The organism is Leptospira congkakensis, from assembly GCF_004770265.1.
Classification (GTDB): Bacteria; Spirochaetota; Leptospiria; order Leptospirales; family Leptospiraceae; genus Leptospira_A; species Leptospira_A congkakensis.
The window spans coordinates 712,616-730,379 of record NZ_RQGQ01000017.1; the positions used below are offsets into that span (position 1 = coordinate 712,616).

At 37.6% G+C, this 17,764-nt stretch carries 15 protein-coding genes; 6 read left to right on the plus strand and 9 right to left on the minus strand.

Translation table 11 applies throughout. The features are described from left to right. Position 1 precedes the first annotated feature (1 nt). A complete protein-coding gene (locus EHQ70_RS16895; protein ID WP_135588368.1) occupies positions 2-925 on the plus strand; it encodes a tetratricopeptide repeat protein in 924 nt (307 codons plus the stop codon). Between the two features lie 35 nt (positions 926-960). On the opposite strand, the gene folP is transcribed toward EHQ70_RS16895, so the two are convergent. After that, positions 961-1,776 (minus strand): dihydropteroate synthase, encoded by an 816-nt coding sequence (folP, locus tag EHQ70_RS16900; RefSeq protein ID WP_135588370.1) that lies wholly within the window; start codon positions 1,774-1,776, stop codon positions 961-963. Between the two features lie 94 nt (positions 1,777-1,870). Between folP and EHQ70_RS16905 the strand changes: the two genes are divergently transcribed. The 5 genes from EHQ70_RS16905 to EHQ70_RS16925 are packed head-to-tail and all read left to right on the plus strand — an operon-like array spanning position 1,871 to position 7,787. Further along, positions 1,871-3,883 carry an OmpA family protein gene (locus EHQ70_RS16905; protein ID WP_135588372.1) on the plus strand — a complete coding sequence of 671 codons (2,013 nt, stop codon included), beginning with the start codon at positions 1,871-1,873 and terminating at the stop codon, positions 3,881-3,883. A gap of 2 nt (positions 3,884-3,885) precedes the next feature. Further along, entirely contained in the window at positions 3,886-5,010 is a 1,125-nt protein-coding gene (locus EHQ70_RS16910) for a DUF1577 domain-containing protein (RefSeq protein ID WP_135588374.1), read from the plus strand. A 28-nt stretch (positions 5,011-5,038) separates the two neighbouring features. After that, positions 5,039-6,352: a histidine--tRNA ligase gene (gene hisS, locus EHQ70_RS16915; RefSeq protein WP_135588376.1), complete on the plus strand. Its 1,314-nt coding sequence runs from the start codon at positions 5,039-5,041 to the stop codon at positions 6,350-6,352. Next, entirely contained in the window at positions 6,349-6,882 is a 534-nt protein-coding gene (locus EHQ70_RS16920) for a phosphatase PAP2 family protein (RefSeq protein ID WP_135588378.1), read from the plus strand. Before hisS ends, EHQ70_RS16920 begins: the two co-directional genes overlap by 4 nt. Then, positions 6,879-7,787: a lysophospholipid acyltransferase family protein gene (locus EHQ70_RS16925; protein WP_135588380.1), complete on the plus strand. Its 909-nt coding sequence runs from the start codon at positions 6,879-6,881 to the stop codon at positions 7,785-7,787. The genes EHQ70_RS16920 and EHQ70_RS16925 overlap by 4 nt, the downstream gene beginning before the upstream one ends. A 64-nt stretch (positions 7,788-7,851) precedes the next feature. Here the strand turns inward: EHQ70_RS16925 and EHQ70_RS16930 are convergent, their stop codons facing one another. From EHQ70_RS16930 to EHQ70_RS16965, 8 genes are read right to left on the minus strand one after another with little or no spacing between them, the layout of a single operon-like run. Further along, positions 7,852-8,979 carry a Re/Si-specific NAD(P)(+) transhydrogenase subunit alpha gene (locus tag EHQ70_RS16930; protein ID WP_135588382.1) on the minus strand — a complete coding sequence of 376 codons (1,128 nt, stop codon included), beginning with the start codon at positions 8,977-8,979 and terminating at the stop codon, positions 7,852-7,854. Position 8,980: 1 nt separating this feature from the next. After that, entirely contained in the window at positions 8,981-9,913 is a 933-nt protein-coding gene (locus tag EHQ70_RS16935) for a UDP-glucuronic acid decarboxylase family protein (protein WP_135588384.1), read from the minus strand. Between the two features lie 57 nt (positions 9,914-9,970). Further along, on the minus strand, positions 9,971-10,849 hold the full coding sequence (locus EHQ70_RS16940; RefSeq protein ID WP_425270053.1) for a M50 family metallopeptidase: 879 nt from the start codon (positions 10,847-10,849) through the stop codon (positions 9,971-9,973). 18 nt (positions 10,850-10,867) lie between these two features. Then, positions 10,868-13,237 carry a PP2C family protein-serine/threonine phosphatase gene (locus EHQ70_RS16945; protein ID WP_135588388.1) on the minus strand — a complete coding sequence of 790 codons (2,370 nt, stop codon included), beginning with the start codon at positions 13,235-13,237 and terminating at the stop codon, positions 10,868-10,870. Further along, on the minus strand, positions 13,234-14,502 hold the full coding sequence (locus tag EHQ70_RS16950; RefSeq protein ID WP_135588390.1) for a hypothetical protein: 1,269 nt from the start codon (positions 14,500-14,502) through the stop codon (positions 13,234-13,236). The genes EHQ70_RS16945 and EHQ70_RS16950 overlap by 4 nt, the downstream gene beginning before the upstream one ends. Then, a complete protein-coding gene (gene argJ, locus EHQ70_RS16955) occupies positions 14,499-15,653 on the minus strand; it encodes a bifunctional glutamate N-acetyltransferase/amino-acid acetyltransferase ArgJ (RefSeq protein WP_135588392.1) in 1,155 nt (384 codons plus the stop codon). The genes EHQ70_RS16950 and argJ overlap by 4 nt, the downstream gene beginning before the upstream one ends. A 53-nt stretch (positions 15,654-15,706) precedes the next feature. Then, positions 15,707-17,071 carry a HAMP domain-containing sensor histidine kinase gene (locus tag EHQ70_RS16960; protein WP_135588394.1) on the minus strand — a complete coding sequence of 455 codons (1,365 nt, stop codon included), beginning with the start codon at positions 17,069-17,071 and terminating at the stop codon, positions 15,707-15,709. Next, positions 17,064-17,738, minus strand: coding sequence for a response regulator (locus EHQ70_RS16965; RefSeq protein WP_135588396.1), 675 nt, complete (start codon positions 17,736-17,738; stop codon positions 17,064-17,066). Before EHQ70_RS16965 ends, EHQ70_RS16960 begins: the two co-directional genes overlap by 8 nt. Between the last annotated feature and the right edge of the window lie 26 nt (positions 17,739-17,764).

Sequence of the window (17,764 nt, forward strand, 5' to 3'; positions counted from 1 at the left end):
ATTGAAATTTCGTATTTTCTCTATTCTATTTCTTTGTTATCTTTTGTTTTTATTTGGATGTAGATATCCTATTGTCAAACAAGATGAATTGGAAACCGACACTTTGTTTTTAGAAGTATCTGGTTCCAAAGCCAGCGATTGTAATGCGGAAGGGATTCGGCTTTCCAAAACCATTCAGTTGGACCAAGCGGAAACAGTTTGGGATCAGTGTATCCAAACCAATCCAAACGAAGTGGTTGTTCATTTGAACCGCCTTCGGTTTTATTTTTTATTAGATGAATACGAAATCCTGAAACAAAAAATTACTAAAGAAGCTCCTTCGCGTTCCTCAGTAACCTATACAACAATTTTAAAAGAACTAGAACTGCGATTGCGAAACGAGGAAAGGATTGTATTGTTAGATGCACTTTCTCGGTTGAAAGGTTGGGAATTGTATTCCTATGAAGAACTTGCTAATTACTATTTACAAATAGGTAACTTTGCTTATGCGGAAGGTTATTTTAATCAGATTTTAGAAGTGGTTCCTTTTCACGAAAATGCTTTGTATGGAATGGCAGACATCCAAGTCCAAAAAAATAATTGGTATAGTTTGCTTGATTATGCAAAATCTCTAGAAGTTGCAGCCAAAAAGAATCAGGATTTTCATTTTTATTTTGTAAAAGCCAATTATGAATTAGGACGTTACGAAACCGCACTCAAATGGGCGGAGTCGGCGACACCAAACGAAAAAACCCAGATTAGTTTTTTAGAAGTTTGGCGTGATACATTACTTGTTTTAAAAGATTTTCCGAAATGGGACGGCCTTTTGCCTTACTACCGTAAGGCGGTTGAAAAGGGATATGCGGTCCCTGAATCGGTTTTTTTCCCCACTTTGTCCAAAGAAGGAAAAGATATTCGAAAGGCCTCTCGTTCGGGAAGAAGTTAATCTAATACCTTTAAATTCGGTTCTAAAGAAAGAATTTAATCCTTTTCCTGACATAAATTCCAAATCTTTTCGGCTTGTCTCAGCTTCAGTACGTTATGCGTCCGAATGAATGGAATTTTGTATCTTAACAAATGAAGTTCACAGGCCAAAGTGGCAAACTCTCGATCTGCGATTGGTAATTCTCCGAGAACATTTCCAAGAAAAGATTTTCTAGAAACTCCTACCATAAGTTGGGGGAATTCTAGTTTTAAAATTTCTAATTCTTGCAGGACTCTAAAAGAAACCATTGGATCCTCACTCAAGAAAAAACCCATACCTGGATCGAAATAGAGAATGGATTCTGGAATGTCCATGGCAACTAAATCAGAGCGGCGATCCCGAAAGAAAGTTTGAATTTTTCTGACTACTTTTTCGGGTGTTAGATTGGATTTACTTTTCGCAATATTTCTGTTATGCGAATGCATGATGATGAGTTTTAGTTCTGGGTGTTTTTTTACATAGGAACTGAGAAAACTTCGGTCACCTTCATAGGTAAATCCAGTGATGTCGTTGATACACCGAACTCCTGCCTCAATCCCTTTTTTCTGCACTGACGGTCGGAAACTATCCAAACTGATCCGAACACCCTTGGGAACAAAATGTCGGATCACTGGTTCCACTCGTTTCCATTCTTCTTCTTCGGAAACTAAACTTGCATTGATGTTAGATGACTGGCCAGATACGTCCAACCAATCCGCTCCTTCTTGTAAGAGTTTGGTTCCTTGTTGGATTGCGTCGTCTGGGTTCAGGAACTTTCCCCCGTCACTAAATGAGTCTGTGGTAATGTTTAAGATTCCGAAGATTTCGGCCATGAATGAGAAGGATTATCGGTAAACCTACCCCTAAAAGCCTTATTTTTCCCTTGGCAGAAAATTCCGATTGGCCGATACATAGGAGAGACGGCAGATGAAAAAATACCTTATTTCCTTAATCATTTTGGCATTCCCAATTCTGGCCCAACCTTTACCGAAAGTGAAGGACGTAAGGTTTTATCAGCCTCTTAACACTCAAAATGTGGAATACAACCCCGTCATTTCTCCAACGGGACGGTATTTAGTATTCCAATCCAACCGCCCAGGTGGTGAGGGAGGGATGGACATTTGGATTTCAGAAAATTTAAGTTTTCCTGACCGAATGAAATTGCCTGTTTGGTCTCCTCCCAAAAATTTTCGTGAACTCAACACTACCAATTTTGAAGGCATGTTTTCGATCCTTTTTGATGAAGAAGAGAAGCCGTACGAATTGTACTTCACTTCTGTTCGTGATAAATCACAAGCCGATCCTAAAAAAAACCGTGAAGGATATGATGGCCTCAACTTATATTATACAAAAATAAATCCTAGAACTGGGCTTTGGTCCGTACCCATTCATTTGAATGAGGTGAACTCTCATTTTGAAGATAAAATGCCTGCCGTTTCGCCTGATGGTTGTTCGATGGTATTTTCATCCAACCGCCCTGGGGGGATAGGAGGATTTGACCTTTGGATTTCCAAACGAGAGCCAACAACGGTAACAAAAGAAACGAACCCGGATAAACCTAAAATTAGATGTAAGGATGGGGTTTGGCAAAAACCTATTTCTCTGGGAACGACCATCAATACAAAAGATGATGAAATTAGTCCTAATTACCATTGGGATGGTTTACGATTGTATTTTAGTTCCAATCGGGAAGATAAAAATCGTAAATTTAGTTTTTACTATAGTGAGTACAATAGTTCGCAAAATTATTTTGAAACACCAATAGTTTTGGGTTCACCATTTAATACCAAACAACAGTTGTCAGGCGAATCAACGGGGTTTCCTTTTGATACTCCGGCAGATTATTCTACTTATAGCCTTTGGGAAGAAAGTGATAATGAAGGAATTTCTGTCACTTATGATGATCTATGGTTTTATTTTTCTTCTAACCGCCCTGGGGGAGAAGGCCAATTTGATATTTATAGAACCATGGTTCCCGAAGATCTGCGTCGTACTTATGAATTTGTTTTCCGTGGTCTAGTTTTGGATGGATCTGAAGCCATTATGATTGGTCTGGATTCCACACTCAAAATTTATGATGATACAAGACCCATTCAAGTGATTACTTCCAAACGGATTGGTGGGGATCTTAGCACAGCTGATGCAGAGAATTTTAGAACCACAATCAAAACTGGGAAATTGTACCGAGTGGAAGTTTCTTCGCCTGGATTCCATCCAACAGAAGTTCTTTTGGATTTGAGAGGGAATGTAGGAAAGGATAAAGAACAATATTCTCAAATCATCCTACAACCCATTCGTCCTACGAAAGACGAACGACCAGACAAAACCATCCAAGGAATTCGATTTATCGTAAAAGATAAAAAAACGGATTTGGTGATTCCGAATGCTATTTGTTATTATTTTGATGACCTAACTCGAAAAGGAAAATCCTTAGAATCGAAGGATAGCCGATTTGATTTAGAAAAATCTCCGACCATGGATTTTGAAATTTTAGTAAGGGCTAAGGGATTTAAAGAAGAAACCTTTCTCTTTTCGAAAGACAAAATTGCCAACATGGAAGGGAAAGAAACTGTCCTTTACCTCAGAAATTTAAATGACTTTGACAGTTTGTACAATACAATTATTTATTTCCCGTTCAATGAACGAACGTTGAGTGATGAAGATAAGAAAAAATTGGATCTTTTAGCCGACTTCCTCATCCAACATAAAAATGAAAAAGTTGAAATTGGTGGACATACTGATAATGTAGGGAATAAGGAATACAATATCAGTTTGAGCGAAGATAGGGCTCTTTCTGTGTATCAGTATTTGAGACAGAAAAGTGTTCCAAAGGAACGGATGAAGGTGCAAGCATACCATTATTCGCAGCCGATCGCAGAGAACGAAACAGAAGAAGGAAGATCACGAAATAGACGTGTGAATTTCAAAAAAATAGATTAGTTATGATCAATCGCGTAAAAATTCATTTCGACCAAGAAAGAGAGTACCTTCCATTAGAGGCAGTACGGGCTCTACCTGAATTTTTTAAACAAATGATGGGTGGAAACGGATTGTTTCTAAAAGGTTATGATACTTTGATCCGCGTAAAGTTCAAAGGGGAACGACCGGACGGGGCACATATTTGGGAATTGGAAACCATTCCTGAGTTAATCGAAACAATTTTTACAATCCAGGCAACGACAGAATTTCATGTCGAAGTGGATTATGAACTGATCAATCAAAAAGACAACCTTCTTCTTGGCAAAATCATTGATAGAAGACAAACCTATGCAACTAGGCAAGACCCACGAAATGAAAAGGTTCGAGGGAATGCTGTGGCGTCCAACTTTTTAGTTGCAAAAACGGATATTGATTTCTCAAAACTAACGGGAGTTAGTTCTCAGGTAATTCTTTCCGATATCCAACGTAATGTTTTAAAAAATTATCCACAATCAAAAGTGATATTTCTTTCGGGATCAACTCACAGTGATGAAATTGATTTGATGAAAGAACATAAAAAACCAATTTTTATTTTAGATACAGAAACATTTGAATCTTTCTCTTCTGAGGATGTATTCGATCCTAAAAAAACTTTTGAAGATGAGTTTTTGTTGGATGATAAAGTCCAAGAATACAAAAAGAAAAAAATAGGTTCCTATATTTATTATCCACTATTCATCCAAATGAAAGACATGCATTTTTTTGCATATCTTTCGTTAGAAACGGAAAGACCAGGGATTCCTAGTGAAGTATTGGATTTGTTTAAAGAGGTTGAACGTACGTTTCAAGAAAGAATTATGGATTCAAACACCCATATTCTTGATATCAAACAAAATGTACTCAACGTTTCCAGGGGTGGAGTTGCCTTGGAAGTTAACGATATGGAAATTATCAAAGCACTGAAAGTGAAACCAACGTTTACCCTGGATATCAATTTCAAATTGCAGGCACCGATTCGGATGGCGATAGAATTACGACATCTAGAAGAGGTGAATGATTATTATCGATTGGGTGGAAGGATCACAGGTGTCAGCGGAGATAAAAAAGCCAAAGAGATTTACCACAGTCTCATTGAATTTTTTGGCTGATCTCACGCGGGTTCAATAGGGGCCAAGATTGAAAGAACAAAAACTAACAACAGAAAACTATAAAGGCACTCGGGATTTTTATCCTGAGGATATGCGCCTTCGCAATTATCTATTTTCGGTGATGAAAGATGTCGCCAGATCCTACGGTTATGAAGAATATGATGGCCCCATGGTGGAATCTCTAGACCTTTATAGAGCTAAAACTGGGGAAGAAATCGTCGGAAAACAAATTTATAATTTTATCGATAAGGGTGATCGCGAGGTTGCAATTCGTCCTGAAATGACACCAACGGTTGCAAGGATGGTTGCTAAAAAATTGCGGGATCTTCCTCGTCCCATTCGTTGGTTTTCCATTCCTAACCTTTGGAGATATGAACAACCAGGTCACGGTCGCCTCAGAGAACATTGGCAACTGAATGTGGATATGTTTGGTGTCACAAGTGGCAGAGCCGAATTAGAAATTTTATCTTTAGCATGTGATATACTTTTTGCATTCGGTGCTCCCAGAAATAGTTTTAAGGTAACAATTTCTCATAGATCACTTCTCGATGAATTTTTGTTAGATGGTTTGAAAGTAAATCCTAATCAGGCACATGAAGTTTCCAAAATTTTAGATAAAAAAAATAAAATTACGGAAGATGAATATACCGCACTTGTCTCGAAAACCATTCCTGACGATTCAACAGCTGTTTCTAAGATAAACTTATTTCTTGCCGCAACTACAGAAACTCTCGGCCAAATTCCTGGGATCAAAGAAGAAACAAGAAAAACAATCCAAACATTGTTTGAAGAACTAAAAACCATTGGATTAGAAGATATTGTATATTTTGATCCTTCTGTGGTGCGAGGTTTTGATTACTATACTGGTTTTATTTTTGAAATTTTTGACACTTCTCCGCAGAATAAACGTTCGTTATACGGTGGTGGAAGGTATGACAATTTGATTGGTTTGTTTTCCAATGAAGAACTTTCTGGAATTGGGTTTGGGCTTGGTGATGTTACCCTTCAGAATTTTTTAACCGCACACAATTTGTTACCAAATTTTGTGAATGATTCCACCGTTTACATCCCTCTCTTAGATGAATCTTCTTTTGCAGAGAATCATAACTTTGCAAGGGAACTTCGAAAGGAAAAGATTGCCGTCGAAGTATCTTTACTTTCTCAAAAAATGGGAAAACAACTTTCTTATGCAGAGAAAAAGGGATACCGCTGGATTTTACTTCGTGGTGAAGACGAAATCAAAGCAGGCACTGTGACATTAAAAGATATGGCCACTCGTAATCAATGGACTTCCTCTTTTTCTGAAGCACTTCAAAAGATAAAAGAAGAGCTTTCTAAATGAATTTGATTTCTGCTATTGATTTAAAGTTTTCGACTTGGATCCAAAAAAATCTTCACCACCCACGTTTGAGTTGGGTTTTGTCTCGGGTCAATCGTGGGGAAATGTTTGCCCTTGTTTTGTTGCCACTTATGTTTTTAAGTGATCTATACAAGCCGGTTTACATTAGTTTGCCCTTTGTTTTGGTTTTTACTTATCTAACCGATCGATTGGTTTTGGTTTTAAAAAAGTACTTCGCTAGAAAACGTCCCCTAGTCAGTGTTATGGGAAAAGTGGATTCCAATCCAGATATGAAACATTCCTTTCCTTCGGCACATAGTGCAAATTCCATTGTTGTATCTACAATTTTAGTTTTTGCCTTTCATGAGACTCCGTATTTCTTTTTCTTCAGTTTGTTTGCTGGTGTGGGTAGACTTGTTACCTTACATCATTTTGTGAGTGATATTGTGGGAGGATGGATCATTGGTTTTGGAATTGGACTCAGCGCAGTTTTAATTCATTATTATCTTTGGCCTTTTGTTTTAACGTTATGAAACAGATTGGATATTTTATTTCATTTTTAATTGTTTATTTGTTTTATTTTCCATTTAAGGTTCTTCCGTATAAATGGTGTTTGGCGTATGGAATCTTTTTAACCAAACTCATTTATCCTCTTGATAAAAAACATAGAAAGGTTGCTGCCGATAACATTCGTTTTGCCTTTCCGGCTTATACTGAAGAACAAATTTTTAACTTGGTGAAGGCTCACTATCGTCATTTGGGTATCCTTCTTGCTCATACACTTTGGGCACCACGAATGACTCGAAAGTGGTTACAAGAAAACTTAATTGTTGATGCTGAAAGTTTACAAATTGAAGAAGAAACTAAAAAACAAGGAGTCGGAGTGATTTTGATTTCTGGTCACTTTGGCACTTGGGAAATTTTAGTTCAATTTTTAGGAATTCGTATGAAGGGTGGGGGAATCTACAAAAAAGTAAGAAACCCTTTTGTAGACTGGTTACTCCGTCGGATGAGATCCAAAAATGGTGTGGTTCTTGTTCCTGTACAAGAGTCCACGCAAGTCATCAAACTTCTCAAACAAGGATATTGGATTGGATTTGGTGCCGACCAAAATGCAGGTAAGGCAGGAATCTTTGTTCCGTTTATGAATAGACAAGCATCTACTTTTGTTGGCCCGGCCCTTATGGCTTACTTAACTGGTGCTAAGATGTTGTATTATTCTGTGTTAGCTGGCCAGGATGGGAAGGTGATTGTTCGTGTTAAGGATTTGGGTTTTGTAGATAAAAAACTATATCCATCAAAAGACGATGTGATTCGACATTATACAGAACTTTGGACGAAAACTTTGGAAGAGGAAGTGAAATTGTTTCCAGAGCAGTACTTTTGGGTGCACCGTCGTTGGAGAACCCAACCGCAGGCCATCGAAAACAATCAGTAATGGAAAGATTAGAAATTTAAAAGTAAAAGCCTAATCTTTCCAATGTTAATCTTAAATCTCGGAGTTATTCTCCGAGAAGTGCTAGTGTAGGTTTGTGACGAACCGCTCCATTTTCTGCAATCATACATGCATTAATGATTTCGTCTTCTAAGTTGATGTTGAATTGTTTTTCCTTATTCACAAAAAGTTTTAAGAAGTTCACAATATTCTTAGCATACATTTTACTTGCGTCCATTGGTTGGGTACTTTGAAGATTTGAATTTCCAATCACTGTGATACCTTTATAAACAATAGTTTTATCGTTTTCAGTCACTTCACAGTTACCACCATTTACGGCTGCTAAGTCAACAATCACAGAACCTTGTCTCATTTTATCTACCATATCTTTTGTGATGAGTAGAGGAGCTTTTTTTCCAGGAATGAGTGCTGTTGTGATAATGATGTCTGCTTTTTCAGCATACTTGGCAATGGCTTCTTTTTGACGGCGTTGGTAATCTTCTGATTGTTCAACCGCATAACCACCGGTATTTGATGCATCGGCTGCACCTTCTACTTCCACAAATTTTGCACCAAGTGACATACACTGTTCTTTGACTTCTGGTCTTGTATCAAATACGTCTACCACTGCTCCTAAACGGCGAGAAGTTGCAATGGCTTGGAGTCCTGCAACACCAGCTCCCAAAATAAGAACTCTTGCTGGAGTGATCGTTCCCGCAGCAGTCGTTAACATTGGGAAAAATCGGCTATAGTTGGAAGCGGCAAGTAAAACTGCTTTATATCCAGAAACAGTTGCTTGGCTACTGAGAACATCCATGGATTGTGCCCGAGTGATTCGTGGGATTGTGTCCATTGAGAAAATTTTAAAAGAAACGTTTGCGATTTCTTTTACTTTTTTAGGGAAAGCAAGAGGAGAAAGTGTAGCAATGTAGATTTTATCTTTGCCAATTTTTTTAGCGCTGGCTTCATCCAATGTATGGATGGATACAACGATATCTGATCCAGATAAAATTGAATCTCTTGATTCTACGGAAGCACCAACATCTTTATAATCTTGGTCGGAGAAAAACGCATTGTCCCCTGCAGTAGTTTCAACTGAAACAGTGAAACCTAACTTTTTTAGAGGGTCAACAACATCCGGAGTGATTGCCACTCTGTTTTCGTAAGATGGTTCTTTGATTACGCCTATTTTCATTTTATACTCTTTTGCTAAAATATTCGATGGTTTTTTTTACGCCTTCCACAAGAGGGACGGTCGTTGAATAATTCAATTTTTCTTTCGCCAAACCTAGGTTTGGTTTTCTTCTGGTTGGATCATCTTGCGGAAGCGGAAGGTAAATGATTTTAGATTTACTTCCAGTTTCTTTGATCACAAGTTCAGCCAATTCCTTTACAGTAAATTCTCCGTCGTTTCCTAAGTTGACTGGTCCAATGAAGTTGTCTGTGTTCATCATGGTAATGATCCCACGAACTAAATCATCTACATAACAAAAGGAACGAGTTTGGCTTCCATCACCGTAAATGGTTATGTTCTCTCCGCGTAACGCTTGTACAATAAAGTTACTCACAACACGTCCATCATCAGGAATCATTCTTGGCCCATACGTATTAAAAATACGAATCACTCGAATGTCTACCCCATGTTGGCGGTGGTAATCGAAACATAAAGTTTCGGCCACTCGTTTTCCTTCATCATAACAACTTCGAATGCCAATGGTATTTACATTCCCCCAATAGGATTCCGTTTGCGGGTGTTCAAGTGGATTTCCATAAACTTCCGAAGTACTTGCCTGGAGGATCCGAGCTTTTACTCGTTTGGCAAGACCAAGCATGTTTGTCATACCTAATACATTGGTTTTGATCGTTTTGATAGGGTTACTTTGGTAGTGAACAGGGGAGGCAGGACATGCCATATTGTAGATCTCGTCTACTTCCAACTTGATGGGATCCGTAATATCGTGGCGGATCAGTTCAAAATTCGGATGGGAAAGAAGGTGAATTAAGTTTTCTTTTCGTCCGGTGTGGAAATTGTCCAAGACGATGATTTGATTCCCCTCGTTCAGAAGTGTTTCTGCGAGATGGGAACCGATGAATCCGGCTCCGCCTGTGATAAGGATTCTTTTTGCCATTGAGATTCTATATTTATGAAGTCGGTGTCCTCGGCAAATGAAAATTTGCGTAAAGGACTAGGGGCCGTTGTCTTTAGGAGGGAAGTCTTGGAACAAATTTGGGGGCAAAACAATCCCACTTTCGGGATCTACGCCGCGTTTTTCCAACCAAAGTTTTGCTTCTGGGGAAAGTTCACCAGGGAACCTTTCAAATGACTCCTCCATTTCTGGAAAATCATGGGTTTCTTCATGACTAAGCGAACTTCGTAGAGACATAAAGATAATTCCGATACTGAGGAGAGACCAAAGGGTAGCAATCATGTAACCAAGGACTACAACAACGGTGGGAACTTCTTGGTTTTGCAAATCTTCGGGACCAAGACCCGCCATCCAGAACGCAAGGATACCTGCATCCGTTTCTGTTAATCGTTCTGCAAAGTCAGAAAGGTCATACAAAGAATAAAGAGAAATGCTCGTTCCTAAAAATACCAAGGAAAGGATTGAAATCGTTTCGCCTAACATTCCTGTGACAAGAATTCCCACACCCCAAAAGATTCCGGTAAGATAAGCAAGGTCTCCTAGTTTGGAATATAAAACACTGACAGAAATGAGAAACAAACCTAACAAAATCATTGTTTGGCGAGCGTGACGGCCTTGGAATCCGAGGCGAAGTAAAAATGCTCCTACAAGGGAAGAACCAATGTAACCCGCCGAAACGACTAAAATAAAGGAACCTCGAAAGGAAGCAGGGATGGCGATGGTTTCCCCACCTTCATTTCCATGCAGGGTGATTCCTTTGACAACGCCCCCACTAAATAGAGCAGCCGTTGCGTGACAGATTTCATGGATGAGTACAACAAACTCTTTGAGGTAAGAAGTGAATTGGTGATCCCAAAACGCCACTAAACTCAAAATCAAAGAGAGAAAAATGACAAACTTAACCGGTTTTTCTGCCATCATCGATTTAAATATCGGCTAGTTGGGTGTAAAAGAAAGACCAATAAATGTAATATCATCCGATTGTTCGCGGTTCCCGCGAAAATTTGTCATTTTGGTTTCTAACAAAGTTGGGATTTCTTTTACAGTTTTTTGTGCATTAAAGTGTAAAAATTCAATGAGAGTTTCTTCACCAAAAATTTCATCTCGTTCACTAAAGGCTTCGGTGATCCCATCCGAATAAAGGAAAAGTTTTGTTCCCGGAAGTAATTTCAATTCTTGGGCATGGTAATCAGTTTCTAAAATTCCAAGAACTCGTTGTGTTTTGGAATGTAATTTGATTTGTCCATCGGCTCGCATTTCGATGAGAGAAAGATGTCCTGCGTTCACATATTTAAATATATTTTCTTTGGAATCAAAAATTCCACCGAGAAGAGTCATAAACTCGTTTCCTTTATAACGTGCACGGAAAAACGAATTGATTTCTCGAAACAATCCTTCTAAAGATGTTCCATTTCGCAGTTGTTCCCTTACAATTCCTTTGATGGCACTGACTAAAAATCCAGTTCCGAGTCCATGTCCGGCAACGTCACCTAACAAAACAATCATTTTCGTTTGAGAAATAGGGATGATGTCTAAATAATCTCCAGAAATACCAACTGCTGGTTTAGAAATATAACCATAATCAATCCCTTTGACTTCACTTGGTAAAATAAGCCTAAGTGTGTTGTCGACAATGGATGCGGTTTGGATGTCCCGAACAATTTTACGTTTTTGGATTTCATCTTCTAACAAACTATAGTTTTCGAGTAACATTCCTGAAATTTTGACAACTTCATTGATAAATTTTAATTCTCCAATGGAAAAATATTTTTTATCTAACTTCTCACCAATGAGGATCATTGCTTGGATGTTTTTTTTGTTCGAAGAAGAATCATAAGCGGGAAATGCTAATTGGACATTGAGTCCTTTTAGAAAATTATATAAAGTTTCTCTCAGACCAATTCCATATTCAAGGTGGGAAGTTACTGTCACACGATCGGTACTTGTGAAATAATTCCAAATTTCTGATTGGGGTGAGATCCTTACAAAATCAATATTTTTGAGATCAGTACTTGCGAATTGGTCACCTGGAATTAAGATAATAATATTGGAAACATTCACTGTATCTTTTACAGTTCGGTTGATTGTGAGTATGGTTTTCCGCATTGAGAGTGGAGAAGATAAAAGTGCGGTGATTTGATTAATCCCTTCGCTTAACTTTGGATTCTGTTCAAAGAACCAATAATCAAAGAATTCTTTGACTCGTAGTTTGAGAGGAATGAGATAAGCCGTTACTAAAAAAAGATAAATAAGATTAAAAACCCAACGATCTTTCAGATATCGAATGGGTAGAACAAAATCTAAAACGAAAACGGTACCAATATAGGTTCCCAAAATGATTAAAACTAAAATGAGAGTTACGATACTTGGTGTAAAAATTACCAATGAAGGAACAAAGGTATAACGGTATGTTCCATAAAAGAAGGAAAGGATGAATAAAAGATAAGTTACGATAAAGAAGGATCTATGGACAAAAAACCAAGGATATCCATCAAAAAAGAGAATACTAAAGGGAAGGGCGACATATAGAAATATCGAAATTACCAAAACAATTCTTTTGATTAGAGCTTCTTCTTGAGGTTTGGATTTAACAATTTCGTAAATGTTTGCAATGATATTGATGGAACCAAATAAAACTGTGATTGCATGAGCCACTAACACAACTCTTTCGACAAGTAACATATCGTATTTTTCTTGTGAGGCAATCATTGCCATGATAAATGAAATGAGGACTTGAGGTAATAACCATTTTGAGTTTATTTCTTTTCCCCGAAGCCTATAGATCAAATGGTATTGAAGGAAACTTCCCAAGTAGAGAGTTAAAATAAACAAAAAGGTAGAATTTTTAAATGTGAGAACAAAAACATTGGAAAGGATGACCAAACCAAAGTTTAGAAAAAATCCAAAGATCAAAGCATCTCGTGTGGAATAATAAAAGTATACTGCGATTGCTAGACTAAAAAATGCTAAAAAAAGATCTGAAAAAAATACCCCTAAAACATCCGTTTTGCGAACTGTCGTTAACCTGAAGTTTTCTTCATAAACAACATTGTTTGAATCTTTGATGTGTAATTGGAAGGAGTCAATATTTGTAAAATCGGTTATGGATTCAAATTTTTCTAAGTCTTCTTGGACTACTGAGTTTCCCCAATGGGTACGATTTCCTTCCCCGATATTGACAATCAGTCCTGAAGGATAATGATAAAACGGAAGTCTTTTGTTGTTGTTTTGAAATCCAATAAAAGCGAGAAGAAGAATCAAAAAAAACAACAGAGAAGAGAGTATGGTGATTGTTAGTTCTCTCATGTTGTTTCAGTCTCTTCAAAACTAAATTTGAGTACGGGTTCGCCGCGTTGTTGGATGATGATTGGACCTTTGTCCATATTGATCATGTTTTTCCAACCCATACTAGCAACAACTTCCTCGGCATTTCTTGTGATTCGAAATTGTTTTCCTTCCTGCACAATGTAAAGTTCCGATTGGCCAATTTTTCCTATGATCATCTCATAGTTTTCTTTCCAATCTAATTTTTGAAAAGTGGATTGGATTAGTGTTTTGATATCAGAGAATCCTTTTAAAATACGAAGGCGGGACTGCGAATAAACAACTCCTAAAATATAGGAAAGAATGATTCCGATATGTTGGTAAGATTTTCCTGCATTTAAAATAACAAAAAACCAACTTCCATCTTCCACTTGGAAAAATTCGATTAAGTTTCTACTTGTCCTTTTGAAAGCTGTGATTTTCCAACCTTGTAACTCAGGGATGGTTCCCGTTTCCAAAAGGTTTTGTACGCGAACTGCATACTCTGCTTCCTTTTGGTATTTTTTATTTTCCGAAATATGGTAAGAGAGGATATGATTATGAATGGTGAGTGCTGATTGGCCAGCAAGTAGTGACAAACTATGTGTTGCTTCTGAGTTTGGAATGTTGGATACAGCAATGAAACCAAACAATTTTTCCCTAAAAATAAAAGGGTAAATATAGTTTGCATGAAGTTCCATAAAGTCATTGTTTATATTTTCATAAGAATAAGTTTCTGCTACGGAAGCGCCATTTCTTTTGCTTAATAAAAAAGATTGAAAACTAGTTTTTACAGTGATGTCTTTTGTTGGACTTAATTTTTTTTGCCGTCCACGGAAATAAGAGTGAAAGGCAAAGGTTCCATTTTGTGTGAGAACAGCCATAGTTCCAGAGTGGCTTCCTGTAATTTTTACCATATCTGGAAAAACGTTTTTAATCAACGCATCAAAGTTAAATCGTTTGATGGCCTGTCTGTACGATTCTGCATCTTCTGTTAAATATTCTGATAAAAATCTTGTTCGTATGTACCGAGACAATCTTTCAATAATTGGTAAATATAAAATCAATGCGAATGCACTGGTCAGTAGTAAAGCAAGTTCCAAATGATAAGACATCTGTTCTGGAATTTGAGAAAGAATCAAAAAATAGGAAAGATAAACTAGGAAAATAAATAAAGTACGCGTAAAGATATTAGTAACCGTCAGTTTTAATTGATAACTTGAAGGTAAAAAATATTTTAGTGAACTTTTGAATTTATTGGAATTCATGTTGTGTAGTAAGCATTTTCCTGGATATAACCTTCTGTAAAATCACAACTCCAGAAAGTTTTTTGGAATGTACCAGTATTTAAGATGACTGAAATTTTTATTTCCTCATTCGATTTTAGATACTCGGCTAACTTTGTTTTGGTGTCATTATCGGCACCTTTAACAGAGATTCCACCCAATTGGATTTCTAAGGAATCGTAAGGAATTGGTTCATCAAAAACTTTTCCAATTGCCATCACAAATCTTCCCCAGTTGGGATCTCCACCGTAAATCGCAGTTTTTACAAGGGGAGAGTTGAGAATAGACTTTCCGATTTTTGTTGTTTGCGAATCATCTCTTCCATGCGAAACAGTGAGTTCAATCAATTTGGAAGCCCCTTCACCATCGCGAGCAATTAATTTAGAGAGGTCGGTTGCAATTTCCCTTAGATGGGATTCAAATACATCATCAGGAATGGATCCTAGAATTCCTGAACACATCAATACAACTGTATCACTTGTAGATGTGTCAGAATCAATGGTGACACAATTATAAGTGACATCCACAACTCGTTTCAAAATTCCTTGAAGGTCTCCTGATTCCGGTAAATAATCAGAAAGTATATAAGACAACATCGTTGCCATATTGGGTTCAATCATTCCCGCACCCTTGGCAATCCCAAACATAACACCTTCACCTGCTTGGTTTGTCATCGTTCGGTAAGAGATTTTTTTACGAGTGTCGGTAGTCATAATGGCTTCTGCCACTTCTTCCAAATTTCCTAATTTTAAATCTGCTTTTGCCATAGAACAAGCGTTAAGGATTTTTTCGATCGGAAGGGGAACACCAATGACTCCAGTGGAGGAAGGGAGAATGTCTTCTGCCGGGATTCCTAAAGATTTTCCGAGTTCCGTACAAATGGCATAAGAATTTTTGATTCCTTGTTCTCCAGTAGCAACATTGGAGTTTTTAGAATTGATGACAATTGCTTGGAGATACCCGTCTTTGATATGGTCACGGCCTACGTAAATAGGGGCACCTGGAAAATTGTTACGTGTGAATACGGCCGCCGCCTTACATCGATTTTCTGAATATATGACTGCAAAATCTAAGCTTGTGTCTTTGATCCCTATGTTTTTGCCGAAGGAATAAAATCCCAATGGAAACTTCATAAATACACCTACCGGATACCAATATTCTATCCGGTGACTTCCCTTACGAGAATCTATTTTTTAGGAAATTCAAAGGTAAAAATGGAGCCGCCTTTGGGGTTTTGGGAGACGGAAACTTCTCCAGAATGGAGTCGAGCAATGTGTTTGACTATGGAAAGGCCAAGGCCCGTTCCCCCTTCTTTTCGGGAACGGTTGGTATCCACTCGGAAAAAACGTTCGAAGATTCGTTCTGCATCTTCGGCAGATATTCCAATCCCATGGTCAACGACTTGGATTTGGTTTTTGTCCTCTGTGGAAAGAGCCCGAACGACCACGCTAGAACCTTCTGGGCTATAGGCTGAGGCATTGGAAATCAAGTTTACGAGTAAGTCTTCTAAAAGTAACCGGTCTGCATTTACGCGAAAATCTAAAGGAATGTCTAAAACCAAATTTTGTTTTTTCTGAGAATAGATCACACCCAAAGATTCAGATACATTCTTTACCAGATCCGATAGAGAAAAATCAGTCAGGTTCAAAACAGTTTTGTGATTTTCAAGGCGTGAGACAGTTAACATATCTTCCACAATACGAATGAGTCGATCCGTATTTCTCAAAATGGCATCTAAAAATTTCCTTTCATTTGAATCTGGTGTTAGTTTGAGTTTATACTCTAAAGTTTCGGCATAACCTTTAATCGATGTTATGGGAGTTTTTAATTCATGTGAAGCATTTTGGAAAAATTGTTCGCGAATGAGTTGGTTTTGCCTGTCTTCAGTGATGTCTGACAACACACCAATGTACAATTGGATCATGGAATCAGATTTGATAGGATAAATGCGTGCTGTGTAAAAATGAATTCCATCTTGAAATTCTGTTTTGCCTTCTACTCCATGATGGATTTTGTCCCTAATGAAGGTTAGGAGTTCTTTATTTTTGATGGAAGGAATGTAATCCTTAAACTGAGAATTTTTTAGGATTAAGGTATCCGAAATATTTCGATTCAAAAATAGAAATTTTTCATTTCTATCAATGGCAAAAACACCTTCTTTTAGGTTTTGTAATAAATAGTTAAATTTTTCTTTTTCAACTGTTAAATCCAAAAATTGGACTTTTAACCGTTTTGCCATTTCATTGATCGATAAAGCTAAGGTAGCTAGTTCGCGAATATCAGGAGAAGACAACTCAACACCAAAATCCCCAGCATTGATTTCTTTTGTTTTTTTCTCAACTGTTGCCAATGGATCTGTGATTCGCATCGCAATATTAGTGGAAATATAAAATGTACCAAAAATAGAAACTAAAACAAATCCAAATAAAATAAGCGGACGTACTGCGGGTACAACTAGATCGTAAATATAAAACACACCCAAAGCTAGGGTCAGTAGAACAAGTAAAAGACCCCAGTTGAGTAGAAGTAATGTAGAAAAAAAACTACGCATCTCGGAATCGGTAACCGACCCCGCGTATCGTTTCTAATCTTTCTTTTTCGGAAAGTAATTTGTCACGTAGTCGTTTGATGTTCACATCTACCGTTCTGTCAGTTACAAAAACATCTTTTCCCCAAATTCGGTCGAGTAGTTTGTCTCGAGAAAAAGCAACTCCCGTATTTCCAGCAAACAGTTGTAATAGTTTGAATTCGATAAGAGTTAAATCAATTTCAGTTCCTTCGACAAAAACTTTATGAGCCGTTGGATTGATTTGGATTTTTCCAGTGGATATGGTTCCTTGAACTTCTTGGTTTGGATCTGTAGTTCTTCGTGTAACGGTTCTTACGCGAGCGACAAGTTCCCGAATATTAAATGGTTTGCGAATGTAATCATCGGCACCAAGTTCTAGACCAAGGACTACATCTGTTTCCCCAGTTTTCGCTGTTACCATTAAAATAGGAATGTGGGGGTATTTTTCTTTAATGCGTTTGCAAAGATCCATCCCACCAATTCCCGGTAACATCAAATCTAATATGATCCCATCCGGGAGATGTTTTTCTAAACGGGGGAGAACTTCCATCCCATTGTGACATACTTCAGTTTGAAATCCTTCTTCCTCTAAATGGAACTGGATCAGGCCTGCAATGTCTTCTTCGTCATCTACAATTAGTATTTTCATGAATTATTCCAAAAGTAACAGGGATT

Bases quoted from the DNA above. Each gene is read 5' to 3' on its own strand.
- folP (WP_135588370.1), bottom strand. From the start codon at position 1,776: ATGGCCGAAATCTTCGGAATCTTAAACATTACCACAGACTCATTTAGT.
- EHQ70_RS16905 (WP_135588372.1), top strand. From the start codon at position 1,871: ATGAAAAAATACCTTATTTCCTTAATCATTTTGGCATTCCCAATTCTG.
- EHQ70_RS16910 (WP_135588374.1), top strand. From the start codon at position 3,886: ATGATCAATCGCGTAAAAATTCATTTCGACCAAGAAAGAGAGTACCTT.
- EHQ70_RS16920 (WP_135588378.1), top strand. From the start codon at position 6,349: ATGAATTTGATTTCTGCTATTGATTTAAAGTTTTCGACTTGGATCCAA.
- EHQ70_RS16925 (WP_135588380.1), top strand. From the start codon at position 6,879: ATGAAACAGATTGGATATTTTATTTCATTTTTAATTGTTTATTTGTTT.
- EHQ70_RS16930 (WP_135588382.1), bottom strand. From the start codon at position 8,979: ATGAAAATAGGCGTAATCAAAGAACCATCTTACGAAAACAGAGTGGCA.
- EHQ70_RS16935 (WP_135588384.1), bottom strand. From the start codon at position 9,913: ATGGCAAAAAGAATCCTTATCACAGGCGGAGCCGGATTCATCGGTTCC.
- EHQ70_RS16940 (WP_425270053.1), bottom strand. From the start codon at position 10,849: ATGGCAGAAAAACCGGTTAAGTTTGTCATTTTTCTCTCTTTGATTTTG.
- EHQ70_RS16945 (WP_135588388.1), bottom strand. From the start codon at position 13,237: ATGAGAGAACTAACAATCACCATACTCTCTTCTCTGTTGTTTTTTTTG.
- EHQ70_RS16950 (WP_135588390.1), bottom strand. From the start codon at position 14,502: ATGAATTCCAATAAATTCAAAAGTTCACTAAAATATTTTTTACCTTCA.
- argJ (WP_135588392.1), bottom strand. From the start codon at position 15,653: ATGAAGTTTCCATTGGGATTTTATTCCTTCGGCAAAAACATAGGGATC.
- EHQ70_RS16960 (WP_135588394.1), bottom strand. From the start codon at position 17,071: ATGCGTAGTTTTTTTTCTACATTACTTCTACTCAACTGGGGTCTTTTA.
- EHQ70_RS16965 (WP_135588396.1), bottom strand. From the start codon at position 17,738: ATGAAAATACTAATTGTAGATGACGAAGAAGACATTGCAGGCCTGATC.